Origin of the sequence: Nitratireductor mangrovi (assembly GCF_007922615.2) — a bacterium.
Classification (GTDB): domain Bacteria; phylum Pseudomonadota; class Alphaproteobacteria; order Rhizobiales; family Rhizobiaceae; genus Mangrovimarina; species Mangrovimarina mangrovi.
In genome coordinates this window covers 3,083,969-3,105,480 of sequence record NZ_CP042301.2, presented here as the reverse complement: position 1 = coordinate 3,105,480, position 21,512 = coordinate 3,083,969, and the positions used below count along the sequence as shown (strand labels likewise).

The window sequence follows — 21,512 nt, the reverse complement described above, 5'->3', positions numbered from 1 at the left end:
CTCCGCGATCTACTGGCTGACGTATCCGCCGTCGACGGGGATGATCGCGCCGGTGACGGAGGAAGCCCTCGACGAACAGAGCCAGACGATCATTTCGGCGACCTCCTCGGGCGTTCCGATGCGGCCGATGGGATGCAGTGGGTCCAACATCTGGTGCGCGTCGAGCGCGCCACCGCTGGCCTGGTCGGCCAGTGAATCGAGCATGCGCGTGTCGATCCCGCCGGGGCAGACGGCATTCACCCGGATGCCTTGCCTGGCATATTCGAGTGCCGCGTTTCGGGTCAGGCCGTTGATGGCATGTTTCGAGGCTACATAAGGCGCGAGGCCGGGAAAGCCGATCAGTCCGGCAACCGAAGCGAGGTTGACGATCGCGCCGCCGCCCGATTTGAGCATCTCCGTGATTTCCGCCTTGAGACACAGAAACGTGCCCCTGGCGTTGACGGCCATGATCGCATCGAAATTGTCGTCAGCCTGTTCGACAAGGGGCACGACCGTTCCCTCGATACCGGCATTGTTGCAGGCACAATCGAGTTTCCCATAGGTCTCCAGCGTCTTCGCGACCAGTGCCGCCACGTCGGCCGCCAAGGAAACGTCCGCTTTTACGAATGTCGCCTCGCCACCGCCGCTTCTGATCAGGCTAACAGTCTCTTCGCCGCCATCGGCATTCAGGTCGGATACCAAGACCCGTGCGCCCTCGCGGGCAAAGCATATTGCGGTTGCTCGGCCAATTCCCGCCGCCGCACCGGTCACCAGCGCGGTCTTTCCCACAACCAAGGCCACAGCTTGTATCTCCACTCCCCGGCAGCACGACCGGCGAGCAGGCGTCACGCCCCGCCGGCCTACCGATCGCGTCGCCATCCTGCCCGTCAGGCGACGGTTTTTGCGGCCATATCCTCGATGACGGATTCGGTTTCCGTGCGGACACGGCTTGCAGCTTCGGAGGCGAGCTTGGAGCCAATCGAGGCGACCTTGCCCATCTCCTCCGAATACTCGATCGCAGCGTTCTGGAAGAAGTCGCTGCAGACGTCGAAAGCGTCATTGAATTCGCTGCTGGAAACGAGGTCGTCGACCAGCTTGACGTCCTGTTCGAAGCGATGCTTCAGGAAATCGAGCATCTCGATCTGGTAGCGCATCATCGCCTTGAAGCCGTGGGCCTGAAGGCGTGCACCGGCAACCGCGAGTTTCTGTGCCTGACCGAACATCGGAACGGCGTTCATTGCCCGGGGGGATGGAGACATTTCCTTGCTCCGCATGGCGCAAGCTCCTGATCACGAGGATAGTCGTCCTGATGCAACGACCTATTTTCAAGCCTAGCTCATCAGGCCCCGCGGTTTGTTGATCCTGATCAAAGAGCACGCAAAAGCGCGGACCGATAATCATATGAGACAGTCGCTGCCGAGACGCAGTTCATGCCCGGAGGGCTGCCTCCGGCGCCTCATGCGCCGGCCGCCTGTGGCGGGCTGGTCGCATGGCCACCCGTCCACAGGGAGAACCTGAGCACAAGGACGAAGACAATGGTCGAAGCAACGAAACTGCCGGTCAAGAATGACACGAATTCACCGCAATCGGTCGAACGGGGCTGGTTGCCGTTCGAAAGCCTGCGAAGGGAGATCGACCGCCTTTTTGACGATTTCCATCCCTTCGATTGGCGCCTGCCGACGGGACGGACACGTCCCGCTCTCGAGCCCGTTGCGCGGGGTTCCGAATGGCCCATGGCGCCAGCCGTCGACTGGGTCGAGAGGGAGGGCGAATACGAGATAACGGCCGAACTGCCAGGCATCGACGAGGACAAGGTCGATATCCGGCTTGCGAACCGCATCCTGACCATCAGGGGCGAAAAGAGCGAGGAGAAGGAGGAAAAGCAGACGGACTACTATTTGTCGGAGCGGCGCTTCGGTTCGTTCCAGCGTTCCTTCCGGCTTCCCGACGGCGTTGATCTCGACGGGATAGAAGCGAATTTCAGCAAGGGTGTTCTGACCGTGAGGCTGCCCAAGACGGCAGACGCGAAAAAGGCCGAAAAGAAAATCTCGGTCAAGGCGGCCTGACATCCAGCCCAGGAAAGGCAAGCGGCGCGGAAGACCCGCGCCGCTTTTTTGTTTGGGTTGACCCGAAAGGCGCCCAGTCACCGCGCCAGGAGCACCGGCAGCGGCGGGTTCTCCAGAAGGGAGCGGGTCACGCCGCCAAGGAGGCTTTCGCGCAGGCGGGAATGCCCGTAGGCACCGGCGACCAAGAGTTCGCACGCCGTGTCCCGTGCATGGCGCGCCAGAATGGCAGCCACCGGATGCCCCTCGCTCGGCAGGCGATCGACCGTGACCTTTGCACCGTGACGCGAGAGATAGCTGGCGAGATCGGCGCCCGGCTCGGCGCCGTGGGCTTCTTCGCCCCCGACCGGATCGATAAGAACCAGCCGGACCTCCCGAGCCGCGGTCAGCAGGTCGATCGCCTCGCGCACCGCGCGTGACGCCTCCATGCCGCCATCCCATGCGACGCTGACGCGTTCCGGCCTCAGGGTAGCACGCGCGTTATCCGGAACAACAAGCAGCGGCCTGCCAGAAGCAAACAGGACGCCTTCCACCACCTTGTCCCTCAGGAGCGGGGAGGCGGCGAGCCCGGGCCCGACCAGAACGAGGTCAGCGTAGCGAGCGCGGCGTCCGACGGCGTCGTCGGCCCAGAACTGCTCGGCATACTCGCTGGTGACGTCGGCAGAGACTGGAAGCGCGGCAAGAAATGCGGAAACCCCGCTTGTTCGCGACGTCAGCCTCGCGATGTCGTCCCGACGCTCCTTCACCCAGATGTCGGAAACGACAGCGGCGTATTCACCGACAGGAGGCGGTGCCGCGATCCCGACGACCAAGGTGGACAGATGGGCACCCGCCTCTTCGCAGAGGGCCGCCGCCAGGTGGAGATCGTCGTCACTGCCGTCCGCCTCGGTGACGGCGAGAATGGTCTTGAAAGTCATAGCCGGTTCTCCGTGAGCCTAACTGGGTGCTCTCTTCATGCGAGTCCCTGTCACGTAGGCCGGGTACAGCAAGACGTCCTTGCGCTGGATCAATGAGGCAACCGTGTGTGGTTTGACCGGCATCAATGTGCAGTCGCGACAACTGTTCGATGATGACTAGCGTGCTCGAACATGGCGACAACAAAAGTGATGACCACAACGAAGACGATCGCAACAACGGTCACCTTGCTTCTGGCGGGCTTTTCCGCGCTGGCCGGCGAGCGTGACTACGGCCCGGCAGAATACCAGAATTCCTGTGCCGCATGTCATGGCGAAAACGGACAAGGCGATGGACCGCGCTCAGCAGACCTTGCGGCACCACCGAGCGATCTGACGGGGCTCGCGCGCGACAATGGCGGCGAGTATCCCTACTGGAAGGTTTTCTGGGTGATCGACGGCCGCTACGTCGTGCCTCTCCATAATGATGGCGAGATGCCGGTTTGGGGCGAGGTTTTCAAGGAGGGTGACATCGAGACTTTCGGGCCGATCGGCGGCGAGTTGATTGCGCGCGAACGCGTCCACCGTCTCACCGAATTTATCGAGACGTTGCAGCGCTGACGGGAAACCAGGGTCTCTTTCATTCGTTTCGGCACAAGAAGCTCACGCCAATGTTCACAGGCAGTGTAGAAATGTCGACCGACCGGCAGGACAGCGTGACCGCGTTTCTTTCCGACCCGGCCAACCATCCGGGCGCAGACCGGGTCGAGGTGATAGAAACCCATATCTCCCGAATCTTCCTGGCAGGCACGCGGGCCTACAAGATGAAACGCGCGGTCAAGCTGCCCTATGTCGACTTTTCGACGCCGCAGCTCAGGCTTTCCGCATGCCGAAAGGAGGTCGAGCTCAACGCCCCGACGGCGCCGGGGCTCTATCTCGGTGTTCGGTACATAACGCTATCAGGCGTGGGCGACCTTGCCTTTGACGGTGAGGGCGACACCGTTGACGCCGTGGTGGAGATGAAAAGGTTCGAACAGTCCTGCCTGCTCGACAGGAAAGCGGAAAAGGGCGAACTGACGCCGCGGCTGATGACCGACGTTGCGCGTGCGATCGAGCGCTTTCATGGTGTCGCGGCGGTGGTCCGGGCGGGCTCGGGCAGCGGCAACATCGCCGGAGTCCTCGACATCAACGAGGCGGGCTTTGCGACAAGCCATCTCTTCCCGCAGATCGAGGTCGATTCTCTCAACCGGAGGTTCCGCGCTGCGCTTGCCCGGCATGCCGGGCTGCTCGACAGGCGCGCGACGGCCGGCAAGGTCCGGCGCGGCCACGGAGACCTGCACCTGCGCAATATCTGTGTCCTCGACGGGAAACCCTGCCTGTTCGACTGCATCGAGTTCAATGAGCAGATCGCGAGCATCGACGTCCTCTACGACCTCGCCTTCCTGCTGATGGACCTTTGGCATCGCGACCTTCCCGACCTCGCCAACCTGGTCATGAACCGCTACCTCGACGAAACGGAAGAGGATGACGGCTTCGTGCTGCTGCCATTCTTCATGGCGCTGCGGGCGGCCGTGCGTGCGCATGTGACCGCGACGCAATTGGAAGAGGGCGGACATGAGGACGCCGTGCTGGCTGGGCAGGCACGATCCTATTTCAACCTCGCGAACGCCCTGCTGGAAGATCGTCCGGCGCGGCTCGTCGCGATCGGCGGGTTCAGCGGGTCTGGCAAGACGACGGTCGCCGAAGCCCTGGCAGCTCATGTCGGCACTCCGCCGGGGGCGCGCATTCTCGAAAGCGACCGGCTGCGCAAGGCGATGCACGGCGTGAGCGCCGAAACGCGGCTTGCCGAGGAAGCATATCGTCCCGAGATTTCCGAAAGGGTCTATGCCGAGATGGCCCGCAAGGCCGGGACGATCCTCGGACAAGGCGGCGCGGTCGTAGCTGACGCGGTGTTCGACCGAGCGGGAGACCGCACCAGGATCGAAGGGGCAGCGCGCGGCGCCGGCGTATCCTTCTTCGGCGTGTGGCTTGACGCCGGGGCCGCGCTCCTTCGACGGCGGGTCAGCGAGCGCAAGGCCGGAGGTCCTTCCGACGCGACGATCGACGTGCTGGCGATGCAGCTGCGGCGCCAGCGCGACGACATCCGCTGGAAGAAAATCGACGCTGGCGGGCAGCCGGAGGAGATCGTGGCGCACATCCTCGGTCATTTCGAGGGCAAAAGCCGCGCCGGCACGCGGCGAAGCGGGACTTGACCACGATCAAGGATGGCGGTCAGGACGTGGTCTATGCTGCGAAGATGCTGGTGACGACAAGCCGAACGAACGACAGCCTGGCCCTTGCAGGGGTGATGCTCATTCTTGGCTCGCTTTCGTGGACCCTGCCCGCTTTGGCGGCGGACCGGGAAAGCGCTTTCCGCGGTCGGCGCCTGGCCGAGGCCAATTGTGCGCCCTGCCACGCGCTGGCACAGTTCGACGGGAGCGAGAATGCCGAAGCACCGCCTTTCAGGCATCTCGGGCGACGGCGTCCGCTCGCAACGCTGCGGGACGAGATGCTGGCGGATCTTTTCCTGCGTCATGCCGTGATGCCGGATTTCGAGCCGGATCGACGTCAGGTGGACGACATCGTCACCTATATCGAAAGTATCCAGGAATAGACGAAGTAACAAGGTTCGAGTCATGGTCGAAAAGCTGGTCGTTTGCGGCAGTTGCGGGGGCATCAACCGGCTGCCCGAGGCGCGGCCCGCGACCGGGGCCAAGTGCGGCAAGTGTGCCTCAAAACTCTTCCGCGGGCATCCGGACGACATTTCCGGCGACAATCTCGGGCGCCAGATCGACCGCGGCACGCTGCCGGTGCTTGTCGATGTCTGGGCTCCCTGGTGCGGCCCCTGCCGGACAATGGCCCCCGCCTTTGAAGCCGCGGCGGCCGTGCTGGAACCCGAAGTCCGTCTCGTGAAGCTCAACTCGGACCGGCACCAGGCGACTTCGGCCGAACTGGGTATTCGCGGCATTCCGACCATGATCCTGTTTGCGGGCGGGCGTGAGATCGCGCGTGTTTCCGGCGCCATGACAACTGGCGAGATCACGAATTGGGTGCGCGAACGCCTTCCCGCTGTCGCCTCCTGACGGAGGTTCGAGCTTGGACCCGCTGCTCGCACGCCTGGGGCTTGCACTGGCCATCGGTCTCCTGGTCGGGCTCGAGCGTGGCTGGCGGGAGCGCGAAGCTCCCGACCACAGCCGCACCGCCGGTATCCGGACGTACGGCCTCAGCGGCCTCCTTGGCGGCATCTTCGCTGCCCTGGCCCAGGCTTCTGGCGCGATCATGCTGCTGGTTAGCGGACTCATCGTCTTTACGGCGGTCTTTGCCTGGTTCAAGGCGCGCGAGGCCGCCCATGACAACGACTACAGCGTCACCGGCGTGGTTGCCGCAATCGCCGTTTTCGCGCTCGGCGCGCTTGCTGTTGCCGGCGACTATATGGTCGCCGCGGCTGGCGGCACCGCCTTGGCGGTGCTTCTCGCCAGCCGGGCGGTGCTGCATGACCTGCTCAGGCGGTTGACATGGGCCGAATTGCGGTCGGCGCTCATCCTCGCGGTCATGACCGCCATCGTGCTGCCGATGCTGCCGGACCACACGATCGATCCATGGAACGGCCTCAACCCGTACCAGATATGGTTCTTCACGGTGCTGATGGCCGCGATTTCCTATCTCGGCTATGTCGCAACGCGACTTCTCGGATCTTCGCGCGGACTTCTGGTCAGTTCGCTGGCCGGCGCGGTCGTATCGTCAACCGCTGTCACGGTGGCACTAGCCCGGACCGCAAGGACGCAGGGCGACTGCCTTGCGAGAGCCGGAGCGGCGGCGCTGGCCGCCATGGTTTCGATCCTGCGCGTGTGCGGGGTAGTCCTCATTATCGAGCCGCGGGTCCTGATGACGGTCGCGTTGCCGGCGCTTGCGGCCGCCACCGTTTTCGCAGCCTCCGGTCTCCTGCTGCTTCGCAGTGGTTGGCAGACCGGTGACGAAGGTCCGGCGACGCGCAATCCCTTCGACCTTATTCCGCTACTCGCCTTTTCCCTGATGTTCGCTATCGTGTCGACGGTGACGGCGTCGGTTTCCGGACGTTTCGGCGAAGTCGGGCTGCTTGCGACGACGGGATTGTCGGGGATGTTCGATGTCGATGTCGCGGTGTTGAGCGCGTTGCGGCTCGCCGGGCAGGAGGTGTCGCGTGAGATGGCGGGATTCGCCGTGCTTGCGGCCGTTGCGTCCAATGCCGTCGGTCGCTGGTCTCTTTCCGTCTTTGCCGGACCGCCGAGGTTCTGGCTCCCTGGCGCCGGAATAACGTGCGCGGCCGCGATGGCAGGCTATCTCGCGCTTTTCGTGCAGGCCAGTTGAGCGGCGATCCTTGCGCGTCGCTCGCCAACTCATGCGGAAAGCCCGCTGTCGGGAGGCGTTTCTGCCGTGACCTGACAATTTGCGACCAACGGACCTTCCGTACTGCTTGGGCGACTTTCTAGTGATTTCGTACCAAAGAAGACTGTCCGCTTCTGATTCGGTGGACGGCTCTCCTCCGCCTTGCGGCTATAGGATGGGCTGGACGAGCGGCGGCAGGCCTATTGGGAACTGCATGTCATGGCGGCGGTGCGGCTGACCCGAGGCGTCGTGCCGATGACGCGCAGCCGCGGTGGGGGGCATCCTGCACAGCGCGTCGATCTGCGCGGTCCAGCCGCTTTATCACGAGCTGATCTACAAGGTTGCCAAGGCGGCGCTGATGATGCTCTCCAAGAACCTCGCGCACGAGGTCATCGGCGACAACATTCGCGTCAACACCGTGAACCCCGGGCCTGGTGCTGACCGATGGTTGGATCGAACCGACGAAGAAGCAGGTCGAAGGGACGGGAGAAACCTGGGAGCGGCGCTGCTTGAGAACCGTCTGAGGTCACTTTTCGGGCGCATAGGCGATGACCTCGATCTCGACCTTGCAGTCGACCATCATGTCGCCGCGCACGCAGGAGCGGGCCGGCAGCGCCGCTCCGAAATATTCGTTGTAGACCTTGTTGAATGGCCAGAAGTCGCGCGCGTCGGCAAGCCACACGGTCGCCTTGACGACGTCCTTGAGGTCGAGGCCCTGCTCGCCGAGAATGGCACGGACGTTCTCGATCGTCTGCCGCGCCTGGGCGACGATCGAACCCTCGACGATCTCGCCGTCCGGCCCCATCGGCACCTGTCCGGAAACAAACAGGTAGTCGCCGGCGCGTGCAGCCCTGGTGAAGGGCAGTCCGCGACCGCCGGGGCCGGTCGGCGTCGATCCGAAACGTTTGATTGTCATCGGCAAGGTCCTTTCCTTTGGACGCGTGTTACAGGCCCGGAATGGCGAGGCGCCTTTCGGCGCGTTGACCGAGTGCCTGGATGGAATAGTTGATCGCGAAATAGAGCAGCCCGGCGAGCAGATAGAATTCGAGTGTCAGGAAGGTGCGGCCGATCACCTCCTGGGTCTTGAGCAGTAATTCACCGACGCCAATCACGGAGAGCAGCGTCGACGCCTTGACGATCTCGACCGCGGTGTTGACCCACACCGGCAGCGCAAGCCGCACGGCCTGCGGAACCAGCACCAGCGCCAGGATGCGCCCGAAGCCGAGGCCGAGACTGCGCGCGGCCTCTACCTGCCCCGCCGGGATCGCGGCTAGCGCGCCCCGGGTCACTTCGCCAAGATGCGCGCCGCAAAAGACGGTCAACGCCAGGATACCCGATGCCTTCGCGCCCAGATGAAGACCGAGGAAGGCCAGCACGTAGAAGCTCGCCAGGACAAGAACCAGAACCGGCGTACCGCGCACCACGTCGACATAGAAGTGCATGAGCAAGCGCAGTGGCCGCGGCCCGTAGGACAGGCCGATGCCCACGGCGAGGCCAAGGATCGTCCCGAGCGCAATCGGTGCCGCGGACACCTCGGCGGTGGTGACAAGCCCTTGCGCAATCTGGAACCGTGCGGCCCAGAGCGAAGCGATCAGGTTCTCCATGACGACACCTCAGAACCGCGCGAACCGGCGCTCGAGCCGGCGCAGGCCGGCCGCGATCGCGAAGCAAGTGACGACATAGAGCGCGCTGGCCGCCATCCAGGCCTCGACCACCCGGAAGCTGTCGACATTGATCCGGCGCGCCTGGAAGGTCAGCTCGGGCACGGCGATGGCGGCCGCAATCGAGGTGTCCTTGAAAAGCGATATGAACGTCGAACCCAGTGCCGGCAGCGCATTGCGCAGCATGATCGGGAACCGGATCAGAAGGGCGACCTTGAAACGGGAAAGTCCGATCGCGAGTCCTGCGTCGACGACGCCGCGGGGAACGCCGGCCAGGCCGGCGCGGAACACCTCTGTGAGGTAGGCGCCGGCATAAAGCGCGAGCGAGGCGGCGAAGCTTTGCAGCTTGCCCATGCGGACACCAAACTCCGGCAGCGCGAAATAGGCGATCAGGACGATGACCAGGATCGGCGTGTTGCGGACAAGGGTCACATAGGAAGCGACCATCGCGCGCGCCGGTCGCCGTCCATCGGTGACGACGAAGGCGCAGGCAAGGCCGATAACGGTCCCGACCGCAAGCGAAATGACGGCGAGCGCCAGGCCCAGCCCCAACCCGGCGAGCAGGCGATCGAAGTTTCGCCAGATCACGTCGAAATTGAGGACATAGTCCATGGCGCGCGCTGCCCGGCCCTACCGCAACTCGCCCGGGAAGCCGACCTGCGGCGCGGGAGGAACCTCGCCGAACCAGCGTTCGAACGAGGCGCTGTAGTTACCGAACTCGACGCCGGTCAGCGCTTCGCGCAGCGTCGTGTTGACGAACTGGAGCCAGTCCGCGTCGCCGCGCTTGACCGCGCATGAGTAGGTCTGCGGGTTCCAGCCATGGCCCGAGTCGCGATAGCGCTCCGGGTTCTGCTTCATGAACCAGCGCAGCGACGACTTGTCCGTGGCCGCTGCGTGGGCGCGGCCGGAATTGAGCGCCTGGTACATGAGGTCAACGCTTTCATATTGGTCGACGCCCGCGTCGGGCAGTGCCTGATGGACCATCTCCTCAGCATAGACGTTCTGCAGCACCGACACGGTCACCGCGCTGCCCGCGGCCTTGAGGTCGTCATAGGTCTGGTGCTCGCCATCGGCAGCCAGAAGCAGGCCCACCCCCTCGCGGTAGTAGGGAATGGTGAAATTCGCCTGTTGCGCCCGCGACGCGGTCACCGTCATGAACTGGCAGGTGATGTCGACCTTGTCCGTAACCAGGTTGGGAATGCGCGCATCCGACGCCTGGATGACGAACTCGACCTTCTCCGGATCGTCGAACAGGCCCTTCGCGACGATCTTGGCAACGTCGACATCGAAGCCGACCAGCTTGCCGTTCTCGTCCGTAAAATGCCAGGGCGGGTTGGTGCTTCCGGTGCCGACGACCAGCTTGCCGCGCGCCAGGACGTCAGCAAGTTTGTCCGCGCTGGCCGCCGTCGGCATGGCGACGGCCGCTAGGGCCCCGATCAGGGATAGCAATCCTATTGAACCTTTCATCATGGTCTCCTCCTCCGCGAAGTCCGGACCCTTTGCGCCGGACGATTGATGATCATCTCGAAAGCCAGCCGCCATCGACCGTGAGCACCGATCCCGTCACGTAGGCGCTGGCCGGCGAAGCCAGGAACAGCACCGCCGTTGCGAGCTCGCGCGGCTCACCCCAGCGGCCGATGGGGATCCGGTCGACGATCTGACGATTCCTGGCCGGGTCGGCGCGCAGCGGCGCGGTGTTGTCGGTTGCGAAATAGCCGGGCGCGAGCGCGTTCACGGTTATGCCGTGCGCAGCCATCTCGTTGGCCAGGGCGCGGGTTATCCCGGCGATGCCGTGTTTGCTGGCGGTGTAGGAGGCGACGTTGATGCCGCCCTGGAAGGACAGCATCGAGGCAACGTTGATCAGGCGCCCGGCGCGTCTCGTCTCAACCATGTGCCGCGCCACGGCCTGTGACAGGAAGAACGCCGAGCGCAGGTTCACATTCGTCACCGCGTCCCAGTCTTCGATCCCGACATCGAGCGCGGGGCTGCGCCTGATGGTACCGGCGTTGTTGACGAGGATGTCGATGCCGCCGATCTCGGCGACCGCCTTGGCGACCGGCGCGGTCAGATCCTGGGCAATGGAAAGGTCGCAGCCGATCGTGAGGAACCTCCGGCCAAGCCTTGCGACCATGTCGGCGGTCTCCGGCATCGGCGACGAGCCCAGGCCGGCAATGTCGGCCCCGGCCGATGCCAGCGCCAAGGCCATCGCCTGGCCAAGGCCGCCACGCGCGCCCGTTACCAGCGCGACCTTGCCAGCAAGGTCGAAGAGCGAGCCGGCCGCCGCCATCTTCACGTGACTTTTCCGCGCGCCGCGACCGGCCAGACGACCTCGATCATGCCGTCGCGCACGCCATGCACTTCATCGACCATGTTGGAGACGACGCAGCAATGGTTGGGGATGATGCTGACGACGTCACCAACCTTCGGCTTGTCGCGGCAGGCCGAAAGGTCGAGCATGCCGTGTTCTTCCGACAGGTTGGCGACGACCGCGTCGGGGTACTCGGCGACCCGGCCGAAATTCTCGACGTAATATTGCTCGCGGGTGAGAACCTTGGAGCCGGCATCGACGATGGCGCGGTCTGCGGTCGGCCGGCTCACCACGGTCGTGCGCACGGTCATCGCGCAGTTGTCCCACCGCGCGGCGCCGGAATGAACCATCATGACGTCGTTGTAGACGTAGGTACCGGCGCGGTGCTCGGTCATCATCGGATAGTCTTCGAGGGCGTTGAGCGCGGGCGTGCCGCCGCCGGAGAGGATCGGAAGGGGCACGCCGGCGGCTTCGAATTTCGACACCGCGGCCTCGAAGAACCCCTTGGTTCGCGGCGCGGTGTTGGGAAAGACCAACAGCCCGTCGAAACGAAGGTTCGGAAGCTGGGCAGCGAGTTTGGCGAGGTCGAGCGCCTCGTCGGGCGTCTGCAGCCCGTTGCGGCCGAAGCCGGAATCGCATTCAAGCAGCACCGGCAGGTCGCGCCCGTGGCGGCGCGCCGCCTCCGACAGCCCGCGCAGCACGACCTCGTTGTCCGCCACGACGGCCAGGCGCTTCACCCGCGGCACCAGCGCCATCAGCCGTTCCGTCTTGAGGTCACCGACAATGTTGAAGGTGACCAGGATGTCGCCGGTGACGCCCGCCTCCACGAACGCCTCGACCTCGCCCAGTTTCTGGCAGGTGATGCCAACGGCGCCGGCATCGATCTGCTTCTGCGCGATCGCCGGTATCTTGTGTGTCTTGACATGTGGCCGGTTGACGAGGCCGCAACCTTCGATGCGCCGCTGCACACGGGCGATGTTCTCGTCGACCCGGTCGAGGTCGATGGTGACCGCCGGCGTGTCGAGATCGGCGACCGATGAGCGGGATTTCTGCGGCTTCATATCCATTGTGGCACCAGGAGTTGCGGGAGAATGAGAACGATGGCCGGCACCAGCGCGCACAGGAGCACGACCACAAGCAGGGCAAGCATCATCACAAGCAGTTGGACGAGGATGCGCGTCACCGGGATGCCGGCGACCGAGCACGCGGTGAGCGCGCAAAGGCCGTAGGGTGGTGTCAGCAGGCCGAGCGCCAGCGTCATGATGACGACGACACCGAGATGCACCGGATGGATGCCGACTTGGTCGGCGACCGGCTGGATGATCGGAACGAAGATCAGGATAGCGGGCAGCGCGTCCATGAACGTGCCCAGGAGCATGAAAAGCAGAAAGATCAGGATGATCACAACCCGCCAGTCCTGGGTGAACGTCAGGATGAATTCGGTAACCGCGTCCGGCGCGCGGCAATAGGAGAGGATCCAGCCGAAGATCGAGGCGCCGGCGACGCAGAACAGGATCTGCGAGAACTGCACCGCTGTTTCCGAGAAGATTTCCGAAAGCCGCCGAAAGTCGACCGCGCGATAGACGATCACCGTGACGAACAGCGCGTAGACGGCCGCGACGGAAGCAGCCTCCGTAGGGGTGAACACGCCGCCGACCATGCCGGCCACGATGATGACCGGGACGCCGAGCGGCCAGAGACTCGCCTTGAACCCGGACAGAACGGCGCGGGTCCCGAGAAATTCCGGGTGCTCGCGCGGGAAGTCGTAGCGAACCGCATAGATGTGCGACTGGGCCATCAGCGCCAGGCCCATGGCGATGCCGGGCAGCGCGCCGGCTATGAACAGCGCGCCGATCGACACGCCGCCGGTGGCGCCGTAGACGACCATCAGGATCGACGGCGGGATGACCACGCCCATGGTCGAGGCGCAGGCCGTCAGACTGACGGAAAACTTGTCGCTGTAGCCGCGTCGGCGCATCGCGGGGATGAACACGGCACCGATGCCGGCGGCTTCGGCCGTGCTCGATCCGGAAATGCCGGCGAAGAACATGCCGACAACGACATTGACATGGGCAAGGCCGCCGCGCAGGTGCCCGACCAGGGCCATCGCGAGCTTGATCAGCCGTTCCGAGATACCACCGGCATTCATCACGTTGCCGGCCAGGAAGAAGAACGGCAGCGCCAGCAACGTGAAACTGTTCACCCCGTTGAACATCTGCTGCGTCACGACAGCCAGCGGCAGCCCCTCGTAGAGGATGACGACGAAGGACGCCGCGAGCAGAGCGAACCCGATCGGCACGCCGAGAAGCAGCGCCAGCGAAAGTGTGGCGAAGAGCAGGGTCAGCGGGCCCATCTCAACCCTCCCTGCCGAGGAGGATCGCCGCGTTGCGCGCCATGTGGATGAGCACCGCGAGGATCATCAGGAAACTGGCCACCGGTATCGCCAGCGTCGGCACGAAAAGCGAAATGCCGAGTGCGGGCGACAGGCGCTTGATGCTGAGTTCCGAGAAAGCCAGCCCCTCGCGCAGGAGCACGAGGCAACAGGCCAGAACGATCGCATCGACGATGAGGCGCTGGACCGCACTCCAGCGTCCGGGAAGCAGGTCGGCGAAAAATTCGAAGGCGAAGTTGGACCGCCGGCGCACATTGAGCACCGCGCCGAGGAAAATACACCAGACGAAAGCGAAGACCGACAGTTCCTCCCCCCAGAGGAATGACGCGCCCGCTGCGTAGCGGAGCACCACCTGGACGAAGATGCCAAGAGTCACCAGCGCCAGGAGCACTGCCAGAAGTCGCAAGATCGCCTGGTCGACGATCACCAGGATACGGTCCATGCCGCCGCCCCCCTTCCTAGCCGGCGTGCGAGCGGATGAGCGCCAGCATGCCTTCCATGCCGAGGCTTGTTGCGACCTCGTCCTGGATTGGCGCCACCTTGGCGGCGAACGCTGCCTTGTCGGGCAGGACGATTTCGGCGCCGCGTTCCTTCATGCGTTCGATCGCCTCGGCATTCAGCTGGGCATCACGGTCGCGCTCGGCGGCAGAGGCATCGCTCGCCGCCGCCAGCAACTGCTCCTGCAAGTCCGGCGCCAAGGCGTCGAACTTCGCCTGGCTCATCAGCAGGAGCGCGATCGAGCGCTGATGCTCGGTGAGGATGATGGTGCCGGCGGCCTCGAAATGCTTGTTGGATTCGATTACCGCGGGCGCGTTCTCGGCCGCATCGAGCACGCCCGACTGGAGCGCCTGATAGACCTCGCCGAAATTCATCGGCGTCGGTATGGCGCCGATCGTGCCCCAGATCTTGGCCTCCACGGGATTGTTCATGACGCGCAGCTTCGTGCCCGCCAGTTCCTCCGGCGTCGTGGCCGGCCCCCGCCTCGTGTAGATGTTGCGCACGCCCGCGGAATAGAAGCCGAGCAGCTTCAGCCCGAGTTCCTTGCTTGCGATCAGTTCCTCTACCTTGGCGCGAAAGGCCGGATCTGCGATCACGCGCTCGAAATGGTCGCGGTCCTGGAACAGGTAGGAGACGCTGAAGAACGCCAGTTCCGGCACAACGGTCGCGGCGTTGGCGACATGCGAGACGGCACCGTCGACCGAACCGAGGCGCATGCCTTCGATCATCGCCACCTCGTTGCCGAGTTGCGCCGCCGGGAAGACCTCGATGGCCAGCTTGCCACCTGTCCTTTCCGCCACCGCGGCCTTCAGCGCCTGGTGACCTGCGTCATACATGCTGCCGAGCGGCTGGTCGTGGCCGAAACGGAGCGTTTCCATGGCCGAAGCCCGAGCCGCCGGCAGCAGCGCTGCGGTGGCCATCAGGGCCATCGCCTTCCTTCTGGTCAGGATCATCTCACACCTCTTATTTACATATTATATGATTAATATACGCACGCGGTTCCGGCAGATTTTCTCCGGGAAGGAACCATTGCCGGTCCCGCGCCCGCCTGTTCCGATGCGACCCCGAGAGCCCGGAGGCGCGTCACCGGCCGCTTGGTGCCGGCCAACTGACAGCCGCGACCGTCAGAATCCCTTGCCGAGCCATTGGTCGACGTTGCTGGCATCGACCTGATGTGTCGGCAGGATGATTTCCTGGTCGAAGGTTTCGCCCTTGGCGACCTTGTAACCGTACTGCACGCCCTCCGGCGCGACGAAGTGGTAGGTGAACGTCGCCACCATCTTGCCTTCCTTGATGGCGTCATAGGCGGCGTTTTCGCCGTCAATGCCAACCACCTTGACCTCTTCGAGGCGGCCGGCTGCTTCGAGCGCGGTGACGGCCCCGAGAGCCATGTCGTCATTGTGGGCGTAGACCAGATCGATTTCGCCAGCGCCGAAGCGTTGCAACATATCCTCCATGAACTTGATCGCCGGCTCGCGCACATAGTTGGCGACCTGGTCGGCGACCACCTTCACGTCCGGGCAGTTGGCGGCGAGCGCGGCGTGAAAGGCGTCGTGACGGTCGATGGTCGCCGAGGCGCCAGCCGTGCCCTGGATTTCGATCACGTTGCCCTTGCCGCCGAGTTCCTTGCAGACGAACTCGCCCGCCGTCTTGCCGATCAGCACGTTGTCGGCGCCGATATGCAGCGTGACGTCGGTGTTGACCTTGCGGTCCAGGGTGACGACCGGGATACCGGCCTCCATCGCCTGCTTGACCACGGGTGTCAGCGCGTCCGCCGTCACCGGGCTGATGATCAGCGTCTTGACGCCCTGCGCCATCAGGCTTTCGACGTCGGACACCTGTTTGGAGGCGTTGTTTTCGCCATTGGTGATCAACAGTTCGACGTCCGGCAGGTTGGCCTCGGCCCATTTGCGGTTGCCCTCGACCATGTTCACGCGCCACGAGCTTTCCATCGTGCCTTGCGAAAAGCCGATCTTGATCTTGTCCATGGCCAGCGCCGAAGAGGCCAGTCCAGCCGCGACTGCCAGTGTGCCTGCCCCGGCCAGCAAGTTCTTCATTCGTGTGTTCATTTCCGTCTCCTCCTTGTCGGGATTTGTCCCGTTTGCCCACGCCTCACGACGCGGAACCGTTGCGCCGCCGGCGCTGTGCCTCGAAGAGCACGGCCGCGACGATGATGGCGCCCTTGACGATCTGCTGCGTGAACGGCGAGACCCCGGCGAGATTGAGGATGTTGGCGATGACGGCGAAGATCGCCGCGCCGATGACCGTGCCGATCACGCCGCCTTCGCCGCCGAACAGGCTGGTGCCGCCAATGACGGTGATGGCGATCGCTTCGAGCTCAAGCCCCACGCCGGCCACCGGTTCGCCGACGGTAAGCCGCGAGATGAAGATGAGCGCCGTCAGCGCGGCAAGCGCGCCACTGATCACATAGACACTGAAGATCGTGAGACCGACATTGATGCCGGAAAGTCTGGCCGCCTCCGGATTGCTGCCGACGGCATAGATGTTGCGCCCGAACGGAGTGAAGCGCAGCACGAAATAGGCGAGCGCGGCTACCGTAACGAAGAGCCATACCGGAACGGGCAGGCCGAGCAGGTGGCCTTGGCCCAACCAGGCGAAGTCGTCGGATGCATCAGGAAAGCGGATGGGATGACCATCCGAGATGGTCATGGCCAGTCCGCGGCCCATCACCATCATGCCAAGCGTCATGATGAACGGCGGCAGGCGCCCGAGCGTGACGCCGAGACCGTTGACGGCACCCATCGCCATGCCGACGGCCAACCCGGCAAGGATAACGAGCGGAACCGGAATCCCGATCTGCAGGAGCAGCGCGGAACTCACCGCGACAACGGCCACGATCGATCCGACCGAGAGGTCGATGCCGGCCGTCAGGATGACGAAGGTCAGGCCGATCGACACGATGCCGAACAGGGCGACCTGGCGCAGCACATTGACGATGTTGAACGGGTTGAGGAAGGCCGGCGAGATCAGCGCCGCGGCAATGCACAGTGCGACCAGAACCCACAGCAAACCCGACGTGCGCCAGAAGCGCCCGAGGCGCATCTTCTTTGCTGCCGTTGGCATCTTGTCGACGATGTTGCTCATCCTGCCAGCCTTCGGCCCCGCCAGGTCATCCATGAAACAGGATCCGTTCGCGTGGACCGGTCGTCAGATAGACCGATTTGACGCTCGTGAATTCCTCAAGTCCGGCTTCGCCGAACTCGCGCCCGAAGCCGCTCTCACCGACGCCGCCGAACGGCATCTGAGGAGCGACTTCGACGATGGTGTTGACCCACACGACGCCGCTCCGGAGCGCGCCGGTCAGCCGCATCGCACGGTCGAGATCGCGGGTCCAGACGGCGTTTGCCAGCCCGTAGCGTGTGTCGTTGGCGATCGCGATGGCCTGCTCGGTGGTCGAGAAGCGGGTCACGCCCAGCACCGGACCAAATATCTCGTCACGAAAGACCGTCATTCCGCTCTCGACCCGGTCAAGCACTGTCGGACCGAGGAAGAAGCCGTCGTCGTAGCGATCGCCGACGAGGCGTTCGCCACCACACAAAACGTCCGCCCCTTCCTGACGGCCGATCTCGATGTAGTTTTCGACCCGTTTCAGATGTCCCTCGTGAATGAGGGCTCCGATGTCGGTTTCCTCGCTGAACGGATCGCCGACCTTCAACCGTCGCGCCGCATCGCAGAAGCGAGCCAGAAAGGTGTCGGCGATATCCTCATGGACAACGAGTCGCGAACCGGCGCAGCACACCTCGCCCTGGTGCAGGTAAATGCCGCAAAGCGCGCCATCGATCGCATCGTCGAGATCGGCGTCCGGAAAGACGATATTGGCCGACTTTCCGCCGAGTTCCAGCGCCACGCGCTTCACGGAGCTGACCGCGTTCTGCATCACCCGCCGCCCCGTGGCGGTCGAGCCGGTGAAAGAGACGAGGTCGACGTCGGGATGACTCGTCAGGGCCTCGCCTACGGGGTCGCCATAGCCGGTGACGACGTTGAGCGCGCCCGGCGGCACGCCCACCTCGACGGCCAGCCGCGCAAGTTCAAGCGCCGTGCCGGAGGTGAGTTCGGAAGGCTTCACCACTGCGGTGCAACCGGCAGCGAGTGCGAACGGCACCTTGTGGCAGAAGACGAAGGCGGGAAAGTTCCACGGGATGATCATGCCGACAACGCCCGTCGCCTCGCGCAGGACCAGGCCGGTCTGCCCCTGCCTCAGCCCCGGATAGGCGAAACCATGCATGTTGGCGGCAAGCCCGGCCGCGTAGCGGATAACGCGCGCGGCGCCTGAGATGTCCTTTCGCGCGAAGCGGATTGGCTTGCCGACCTCTTCGGCCTCGATCCGCGCCAGTTGCTCCAACTCGGCGTCCATGCGGTCGGCGAAGGCGCGCAACAGGTCCCCGCGCTCCATCCCGGACATGCGCGGCCATGGCCCAGCGTCGAAGGCTTCACGCGCCGCTTCCACTGCCAACGAAACATCGGCCGCCGTCCCCGCGGCGAAACGTGCGACCAGCCTGCCATTCGCCGGACAATGCCGGTCAATCTGGACGCCGCTTTCGCCCTGGGCGGAAATTCCGCCGATGAAATGCCCGTATTCCCTCAATTTGATGCTCCTCTCCAGGTCAAGCGCCGTCAGCGCCGCATTCTTCGGCTGCTGGCGCCGACGGCCCTATGCGGCCTTTGCCGCAGGCTCGCCGACGGCTGCGGCGACGATCAGTTCTTCGGTGGCTTCGTCGTGATCGAACCGCGCTGCCACCATGCCGTCGCGCATGACGACGACGCGGTCGCACAGGCCAAGTATTTCCGGCAGCTCGGACGAGACGATGATGATCGCCGTGTGCTGGCGATCCGCCAGCATCGCGAGCAACTGGTAGATTTCGCGCTTGGCGCCGACATCGACGCCACGTGTCGGTTCATCGATGAGCAGGATCGCGCAGTCGGCGTTCAGGCTGCGCGCCAGCATGCATTTCTGCTGGTTGCCGCCGCTCAGATTGCTGATCCGCGTGCCCGCCTCTGGCGTGCGAATACCGAGCTGCCGCACGAGTTGGCCAACGACATCCCGTTCGCGCGCTTCGTTGAGCATGCCGCGCTGCATCAGCACCGACAGCCGCGACACGGTGATATTGAACGCAACGCTTTGCGGCAGGAAGCAGCCTTCGGTCTTGCGGTCCTCCGGCAACAGCAAGATGCCGCGGGCGATGGCTGCGCGCGGGTTTGCGGGTCTGCCCTCTGTCCCGTTCAGCCGGTAGGATCGGCACGCCGCCGCGTCGGCACCGACGAGGGCGCGCAGCAACTCGGTGCGACCCGACCCGGCCATGCCGCAGACCCCGAGGATCTCGCCAGCGCGAACGTCGATGTCGATGTCCCGCAACACGCCGGGGCGCGTGAGCCCCCGCGCGGAAAGCACTGTGTCACCGGGCTGCCTGTTGCGTTCAGGAAAAACGTCGGAAAGCTGACGGCCCACCATCATGCGGATGATCGTGGCGGCGTCGATGTCGGCCACCGGGCGCGTTCCGACCACCGATCCATCACGCAAGACGGTCACGACGTCACAGACGGCGAAGACCTCATGCAGGCGATGCGAGATGTAGATGAGCGCCACGCCCGCGGCCGAAAGCCTGCGGATAACCGCGAAGAGCTTGTCGAGTTCGGAACCTCCGAGCACCGCGGACGGTTCGTCGAGGATGACCAGTCGGGCGTCGCGCGAAAGGGCCTTGGCGATTTCGACCATCTGCCGCTGCGCGACGCTGAGCGTATCCAGCCGCGCCCTCGGGTCGACCGCAAATCCCAACCGCGTCATCACCTCCGCGCTTTGGCGTACGGCGCTCTGCCAGTCGACGGTGCCAAGTCCGGTGCGCGGCAGGCGCCCGAGGAAGAGGTTCTCGGCGACCGTCAAATGCCGCGCCTGCATCATTTCCTGGTAGATGACCGCAACGCCACGCCCGATCATTCCGAGCGGGTTCGGCTTGGCGATGGTCTCGCCGTCGACCTGTATTTCGCCGGTATCGGCCTGGTAGGCGCCGGAGAGTATCTTCATCAGGGTCGATTTGCCGGCCCCGTTCTCGCCGACCAGCCCGTGAACCTCTCCTGGCCGGACATCGAGGTCGACCCCGGCAAGCGCAACGACGCCCGGAAACTGCTTGCCGATGCGCCGCATCCGCAGGATTGGCTCAACCGCGCCGGCTTTCGTTTGCGTCATTTCAGGGCCTCCCCAGACCCCCGCGATTTGTTCGAGGTCGAGATTTTGTTTCTTATTATCATTTTATATGATAAATAGAGATGCTGCCTTGTCAAGCCGCTTGTGTGCCCTCTAGATGCAGATGTCATGAACGATCAGATCGCAACCAGCCTCGCCCTCAAGCCCGGCCGCCGGCGCAACCTCTTTGCGCAAGTCGTCGAAGAACTCGGCCTCAGGATCGTGCGCGGTGATCTGGGCCCGGACGATCCTTTCCCCAAGGAAGCCGACCTGGAGGCCGAGTTCGGCGTCAGCCGATCGGTGATCCGCGAGGCGGTCAAGACGCTGGCGGCCAAGGGTTTGCTCGAATCGCGGACACGAACCGGTATCCGCGTGCACGCGCCGATGCACTGGAACCTGCTCGACGCCGAAGTCCTGAGCTGGCGCTACAGCGCGATGCCGCCCCGGCAGTTCTTTTCCGAGTTGTTCGAGGTGCGCATGATGATCGAGCCGGAGGCGGCCGCACTCGCGGCGACGCGCGCCACTCCCGCCGACCTTGTCGAGATCGAAGACGCGTTCCACGCCATGGCCGAGGCGAGCCAGGCCAACGTCCCGGGCATCGAGGCCGATCTGAGGTTTCACCGCGGTATCCTGGCGGCCGGGCGCAACGCGCTGCTTCTCCAGATGGGCAACCTGATTGGTGTCGGTCTTTTGATCAGCCACCGCTTCTCGCGCGAGGCCTTCGAGATTTTCCTGCCGCTGCACGGCATCGTTTTCGACGCGATCCGAGCACGTGACGCCGACGGCGCCCGGGCATCCATGCGCGATCTCCTCTCCCGCACGCGGGAATACATGAAGGACCATATACGCGACTGATCGGGTGATGCAGATCCGGACCTCGCGTGCACGAAGGGCTCCGAAGATGAGCACCGCAACCGGGAAACGGTCGGACATCCTGTTCGTCGGCTGCGCAGACGTCGTGGTCGTCGCGTTGCTTGTTGCGGCGGTTTCTTGCGCGCTGTCCTTGTCCGCGGTGCTTCTTGCGAGGCACTTTGTGCCGTCCATTGCCGGCCCGGGGAGCGCAGGCCGGCTCGGACCTTGCGCCGATCGTGCCCCAATTATCGTCCTGCCGATGT

Annotated in this window: 23 protein-coding genes and 1 pseudogene; 8 read left to right on the top strand and 16 right to left on the bottom strand. The window is 64.4% G+C overall.

From position 1 onward, the window contains the following. Positions 1 to 9: 9 nt before the first annotated feature. Together FQ775_RS15130 and FQ775_RS15125 are read right to left on the bottom strand one after the other, a co-directional pair. Positions 10 to 858: a glucose 1-dehydrogenase gene (locus FQ775_RS15130; RefSeq protein WP_167813001.1), complete on the bottom strand. Its 849-nt coding sequence runs from the start codon at positions 856 to 858 to the stop codon at positions 10 to 12. 8 nt (positions 859 to 866) lie between these two features. After that, a complete protein-coding gene (locus FQ775_RS15125; RefSeq protein ID WP_146300002.1) occupies positions 867 to 1,238 on the bottom strand; it encodes a phasin family protein in 372 nt (123 codons plus the stop codon). 276 nt (positions 1,239 to 1,514) lie between these two features. On the opposite strand from FQ775_RS15125, the gene FQ775_RS15120 reads away from it, so the two are divergent. Continuing rightward, on the top strand, positions 1,515 to 2,045 hold the full coding sequence (locus FQ775_RS15120; RefSeq protein WP_146300001.1) for an Hsp20/alpha crystallin family protein: 531 nt from the start codon (positions 1,515 to 1,517) through the stop codon (positions 2,043 to 2,045). Between the two features lie 77 nt (positions 2,046 to 2,122). Here FQ775_RS15120 and FQ775_RS15115 read toward each other — a convergent pair whose 3' ends face one another. Further along, a complete protein-coding gene (locus FQ775_RS15115) occupies positions 2,123 to 2,959 on the bottom strand; it encodes a universal stress protein (RefSeq protein WP_146300000.1) in 837 nt (278 codons plus the stop codon). Positions 2,960 to 3,148: 189 nt separating this feature from the next. On the opposite strand from FQ775_RS15115, the gene FQ775_RS15110 reads away from it, so the two are divergent. The 6 genes and pseudogenes from FQ775_RS15110 to FQ775_RS15085 form a co-directional block, all read left to right on the top strand. After that, complete coding sequence (locus FQ775_RS15110; protein ID WP_146299999.1) at positions 3,149 to 3,556, top strand: c-type cytochrome; 408 nt, start codon at positions 3,149 to 3,151, stop codon at positions 3,554 to 3,556. Positions 3,557 to 3,606: 50 nt separating this feature from the next. Further along, positions 3,607 to 5,187: a bifunctional aminoglycoside phosphotransferase/ATP-binding protein gene (locus FQ775_RS15105; RefSeq protein WP_146299998.1), complete on the top strand. Its 1,581-nt coding sequence runs from the start codon at positions 3,607 to 3,609 to the stop codon at positions 5,185 to 5,187. Continuing rightward, positions 5,184 to 5,588 carry a c-type cytochrome gene (locus FQ775_RS15100; protein ID WP_146299997.1) on the top strand — a complete coding sequence of 135 codons (405 nt, stop codon included), beginning with the start codon at positions 5,184 to 5,186 and terminating at the stop codon, positions 5,586 to 5,588. The genes FQ775_RS15105 and FQ775_RS15100 overlap by 4 nt, the downstream gene beginning before the upstream one ends. A 22-nt stretch (positions 5,589 to 5,610) precedes the next feature. Then, a complete protein-coding gene (gene trxC, locus FQ775_RS15095) occupies positions 5,611 to 6,057 on the top strand; it encodes a thioredoxin TrxC (RefSeq protein WP_146299996.1) in 447 nt (148 codons plus the stop codon). A gap of 13 nt (positions 6,058 to 6,070) precedes the next feature. Beyond that, the gene (locus FQ775_RS15090) at positions 6,071 to 7,321 is read left to right on the top strand and encodes an MgtC/SapB family protein (protein ID WP_146299995.1); all 1,251 of its coding nucleotides are present in this window, start codon (positions 6,071 to 6,073) and stop codon (positions 7,319 to 7,321) included. A gap of 201 nt (positions 7,322 to 7,522) precedes the next feature. Then, positions 7,523 to 7,839 (top strand): annotated as a pseudogene (locus tag FQ775_RS15085) (SDR family NAD(P)-dependent oxidoreductase); the annotation flags it as partial. Between the two features lie 26 nt (positions 7,840 to 7,865). On the opposite strand, the gene FQ775_RS15080 reads toward FQ775_RS15085, so the two are convergent. The 13 genes from FQ775_RS15080 to FQ775_RS15020 all read right to left on the bottom strand — a co-directional run bounded on the left by FQ775_RS15080 (position 7,866) and on the right by FQ775_RS15020 (position 20,400). Further along, complete coding sequence (locus FQ775_RS15080; RefSeq protein WP_146299994.1) at positions 7,866 to 8,255, bottom strand: RidA family protein; 390 nt, start codon at positions 8,253 to 8,255, stop codon at positions 7,866 to 7,868. Positions 8,256 to 8,283: 28 nt separating this feature from the next. Further along, complete coding sequence (locus tag FQ775_RS15075; RefSeq protein ID WP_146299993.1) at positions 8,284 to 8,943, bottom strand: amino acid ABC transporter permease; 660 nt, start codon at positions 8,941 to 8,943, stop codon at positions 8,284 to 8,286. Between the two features lie 9 nt (positions 8,944 to 8,952). Beyond that, a complete protein-coding gene (locus FQ775_RS15070) occupies positions 8,953 to 9,612 on the bottom strand; it encodes an amino acid ABC transporter permease (RefSeq protein WP_146299992.1) in 660 nt (219 codons plus the stop codon). Positions 9,613 to 9,630: 18 nt separating this feature from the next. Continuing rightward, the gene (locus FQ775_RS15065) at positions 9,631 to 10,470 is read right to left on the bottom strand and encodes a transporter substrate-binding protein (RefSeq protein WP_432420027.1); all 840 of its coding nucleotides are present in this window, start codon (positions 10,468 to 10,470) and stop codon (positions 9,631 to 9,633) included. Positions 10,471 to 10,519: 49 nt separating this feature from the next. Then, positions 10,520 to 11,287 (bottom strand): 2-dehydro-3-deoxy-D-gluconate 5-dehydrogenase KduD, encoded by a 768-nt coding sequence (gene kduD / locus FQ775_RS15060; RefSeq protein WP_146301967.1) that lies wholly within the window; start codon positions 11,285 to 11,287, stop codon positions 10,520 to 10,522. 2 nt (positions 11,288 to 11,289) lie between these two features. Beyond that, the gene (locus FQ775_RS15055) at positions 11,290 to 12,375 is read right to left on the bottom strand and encodes an alanine racemase (protein ID WP_206064760.1); all 1,086 of its coding nucleotides are present in this window, start codon (positions 12,373 to 12,375) and stop codon (positions 11,290 to 11,292) included. Next, positions 12,366 to 13,661, bottom strand: a complete 1,296-nt coding sequence (locus FQ775_RS15050) for a TRAP transporter large permease (protein ID WP_146299991.1) — start codon at positions 13,659 to 13,661, stop codon at positions 12,366 to 12,368. The genes FQ775_RS15055 and FQ775_RS15050 overlap by 10 nt, the downstream gene beginning before the upstream one ends. Before the next feature lies 1 nt (position 13,662). Beyond that, a complete protein-coding gene (locus tag FQ775_RS15045; protein WP_146299990.1) occupies positions 13,663 to 14,142 on the bottom strand; it encodes a TRAP transporter small permease in 480 nt (159 codons plus the stop codon). Between the two features lie 16 nt (positions 14,143 to 14,158). Beyond that, entirely contained in the window at positions 14,159 to 15,151 is a 993-nt protein-coding gene (locus FQ775_RS15040; RefSeq protein ID WP_146299989.1) for a TRAP transporter substrate-binding protein, read from the bottom strand. Positions 15,152 to 15,322: 171 nt separating this feature from the next. Continuing rightward, on the bottom strand, positions 15,323 to 16,267 hold the full coding sequence (locus FQ775_RS15035; protein ID WP_146299988.1) for a substrate-binding domain-containing protein: 945 nt from the start codon (positions 16,265 to 16,267) through the stop codon (positions 15,323 to 15,325). A 43-nt stretch (positions 16,268 to 16,310) separates the two neighbouring features. Further along, the gene (locus FQ775_RS15030; RefSeq protein WP_246730146.1) at positions 16,311 to 17,336 is read right to left on the bottom strand and encodes an ABC transporter permease; all 1,026 of its coding nucleotides are present in this window, start codon (positions 17,334 to 17,336) and stop codon (positions 16,311 to 16,313) included. Next, positions 17,329 to 18,804, bottom strand: coding sequence for an aldehyde dehydrogenase family protein (locus tag FQ775_RS15025; RefSeq protein ID WP_206064759.1), 1,476 nt, complete (start codon positions 18,802 to 18,804; stop codon positions 17,329 to 17,331). The genes FQ775_RS15030 and FQ775_RS15025 overlap by 8 nt, the downstream gene beginning before the upstream one ends. Positions 18,805 to 18,870: 66 nt before the next feature. After that, positions 18,871 to 20,400, bottom strand: a complete 1,530-nt coding sequence (locus FQ775_RS15020; protein WP_146299986.1) for a sugar ABC transporter ATP-binding protein — start codon at positions 20,398 to 20,400, stop codon at positions 18,871 to 18,873. Between the two features lie 126 nt (positions 20,401 to 20,526). Between FQ775_RS15020 and FQ775_RS15015 the strand changes: the two genes are divergently transcribed. After that, positions 20,527 to 21,252 (top strand): FadR/GntR family transcriptional regulator, encoded by a 726-nt coding sequence (locus tag FQ775_RS15015; protein ID WP_146299985.1) that lies wholly within the window; start codon positions 20,527 to 20,529, stop codon positions 21,250 to 21,252. The last annotated feature ends 260 nt before the right edge of the window (positions 21,253 to 21,512 follow it).

Coding starts and splice junctions, on each gene's coding strand:
- FQ775_RS15015 (WP_146299985.1), top strand. CDS start 20,527: ATGAACGATCAGATCGCAACCAGCCTCGCCCTCAAGCCCGGCCGCCGG.
- FQ775_RS15045 (WP_146299990.1), bottom strand. CDS start 14,142: ATGGACCGTATCCTGGTGATCGTCGACCAGGCGATCTTGCGACTTCTG.
- FQ775_RS15120 (WP_146300001.1), top strand. CDS start 1,515: ATGGTCGAAGCAACGAAACTGCCGGTCAAGAATGACACGAATTCACCG.
- FQ775_RS15110 (WP_146299999.1), top strand. CDS start 3,149: ATGACCACAACGAAGACGATCGCAACAACGGTCACCTTGCTTCTGGCG.
- FQ775_RS15080 (WP_146299994.1), bottom strand. CDS start 8,255: ATGACAATCAAACGTTTCGGATCGACGCCGACCGGCCCCGGCGGTCGC.
- FQ775_RS15070 (WP_146299992.1), bottom strand. CDS start 9,612: ATGGACTATGTCCTCAATTTCGACGTGATCTGGCGAAACTTCGATCGC.
- FQ775_RS15115 (WP_146300000.1), bottom strand. CDS start 2,959: ATGACTTTCAAGACCATTCTCGCCGTCACCGAGGCGGACGGCAGTGAC.
- FQ775_RS15055 (WP_206064760.1), bottom strand. CDS start 12,375: ATGGATATGAAGCCGCAGAAATCCCGCTCATCGGTCGCCGATCTCGAC.
- FQ775_RS15130 (WP_167813001.1), bottom strand. CDS start 858: ATGGCGACGCGATCGGTAGGCCGGCGGGGCGTGACGCCTGCTCGCCGG.
- FQ775_RS15040 (WP_146299989.1), bottom strand. CDS start 15,151: ATGATCCTGACCAGAAGGAAGGCGATGGCCCTGATGGCCACCGCAGCG.
- FQ775_RS15125 (WP_146300002.1), bottom strand. CDS start 1,238: ATGTCTCCATCCCCCCGGGCAATGAACGCCGTTCCGATGTTCGGTCAG.
- trxC (WP_146299996.1), top strand. CDS start 5,611: ATGGTCGAAAAGCTGGTCGTTTGCGGCAGTTGCGGGGGCATCAACCGG.
- FQ775_RS15105 (WP_146299998.1), top strand. CDS start 3,607: ATGTTCACAGGCAGTGTAGAAATGTCGACCGACCGGCAGGACAGCGTG.
- kduD (WP_146301967.1), bottom strand. CDS start 11,287: ATGGCGGCGGCCGGCTCGCTCTTCGACCTTGCTGGCAAGGTCGCGCTG.
- FQ775_RS15030 (WP_246730146.1), bottom strand. CDS start 17,336: ATGGATGACCTGGCGGGGCCGAAGGCTGGCAGGATGAGCAACATCGTC.
- FQ775_RS15020 (WP_146299986.1), bottom strand. CDS start 20,400: ATGACGCAAACGAAAGCCGGCGCGGTTGAGCCAATCCTGCGGATGCGG.
- FQ775_RS15050 (WP_146299991.1), bottom strand. CDS start 13,661: ATGGGCCCGCTGACCCTGCTCTTCGCCACACTTTCGCTGGCGCTGCTT.
- FQ775_RS15035 (WP_146299988.1), bottom strand. CDS start 16,267: ATGAACACACGAATGAAGAACTTGCTGGCCGGGGCAGGCACACTGGCA.
- FQ775_RS15065 (WP_432420027.1), bottom strand. CDS start 10,470: ATGATGAAAGGTTCAATAGGATTGCTATCCCTGATCGGGGCCCTAGCG.
- FQ775_RS15075 (WP_146299993.1), bottom strand. CDS start 8,943: ATGGAGAACCTGATCGCTTCGCTCTGGGCCGCACGGTTCCAGATTGCG.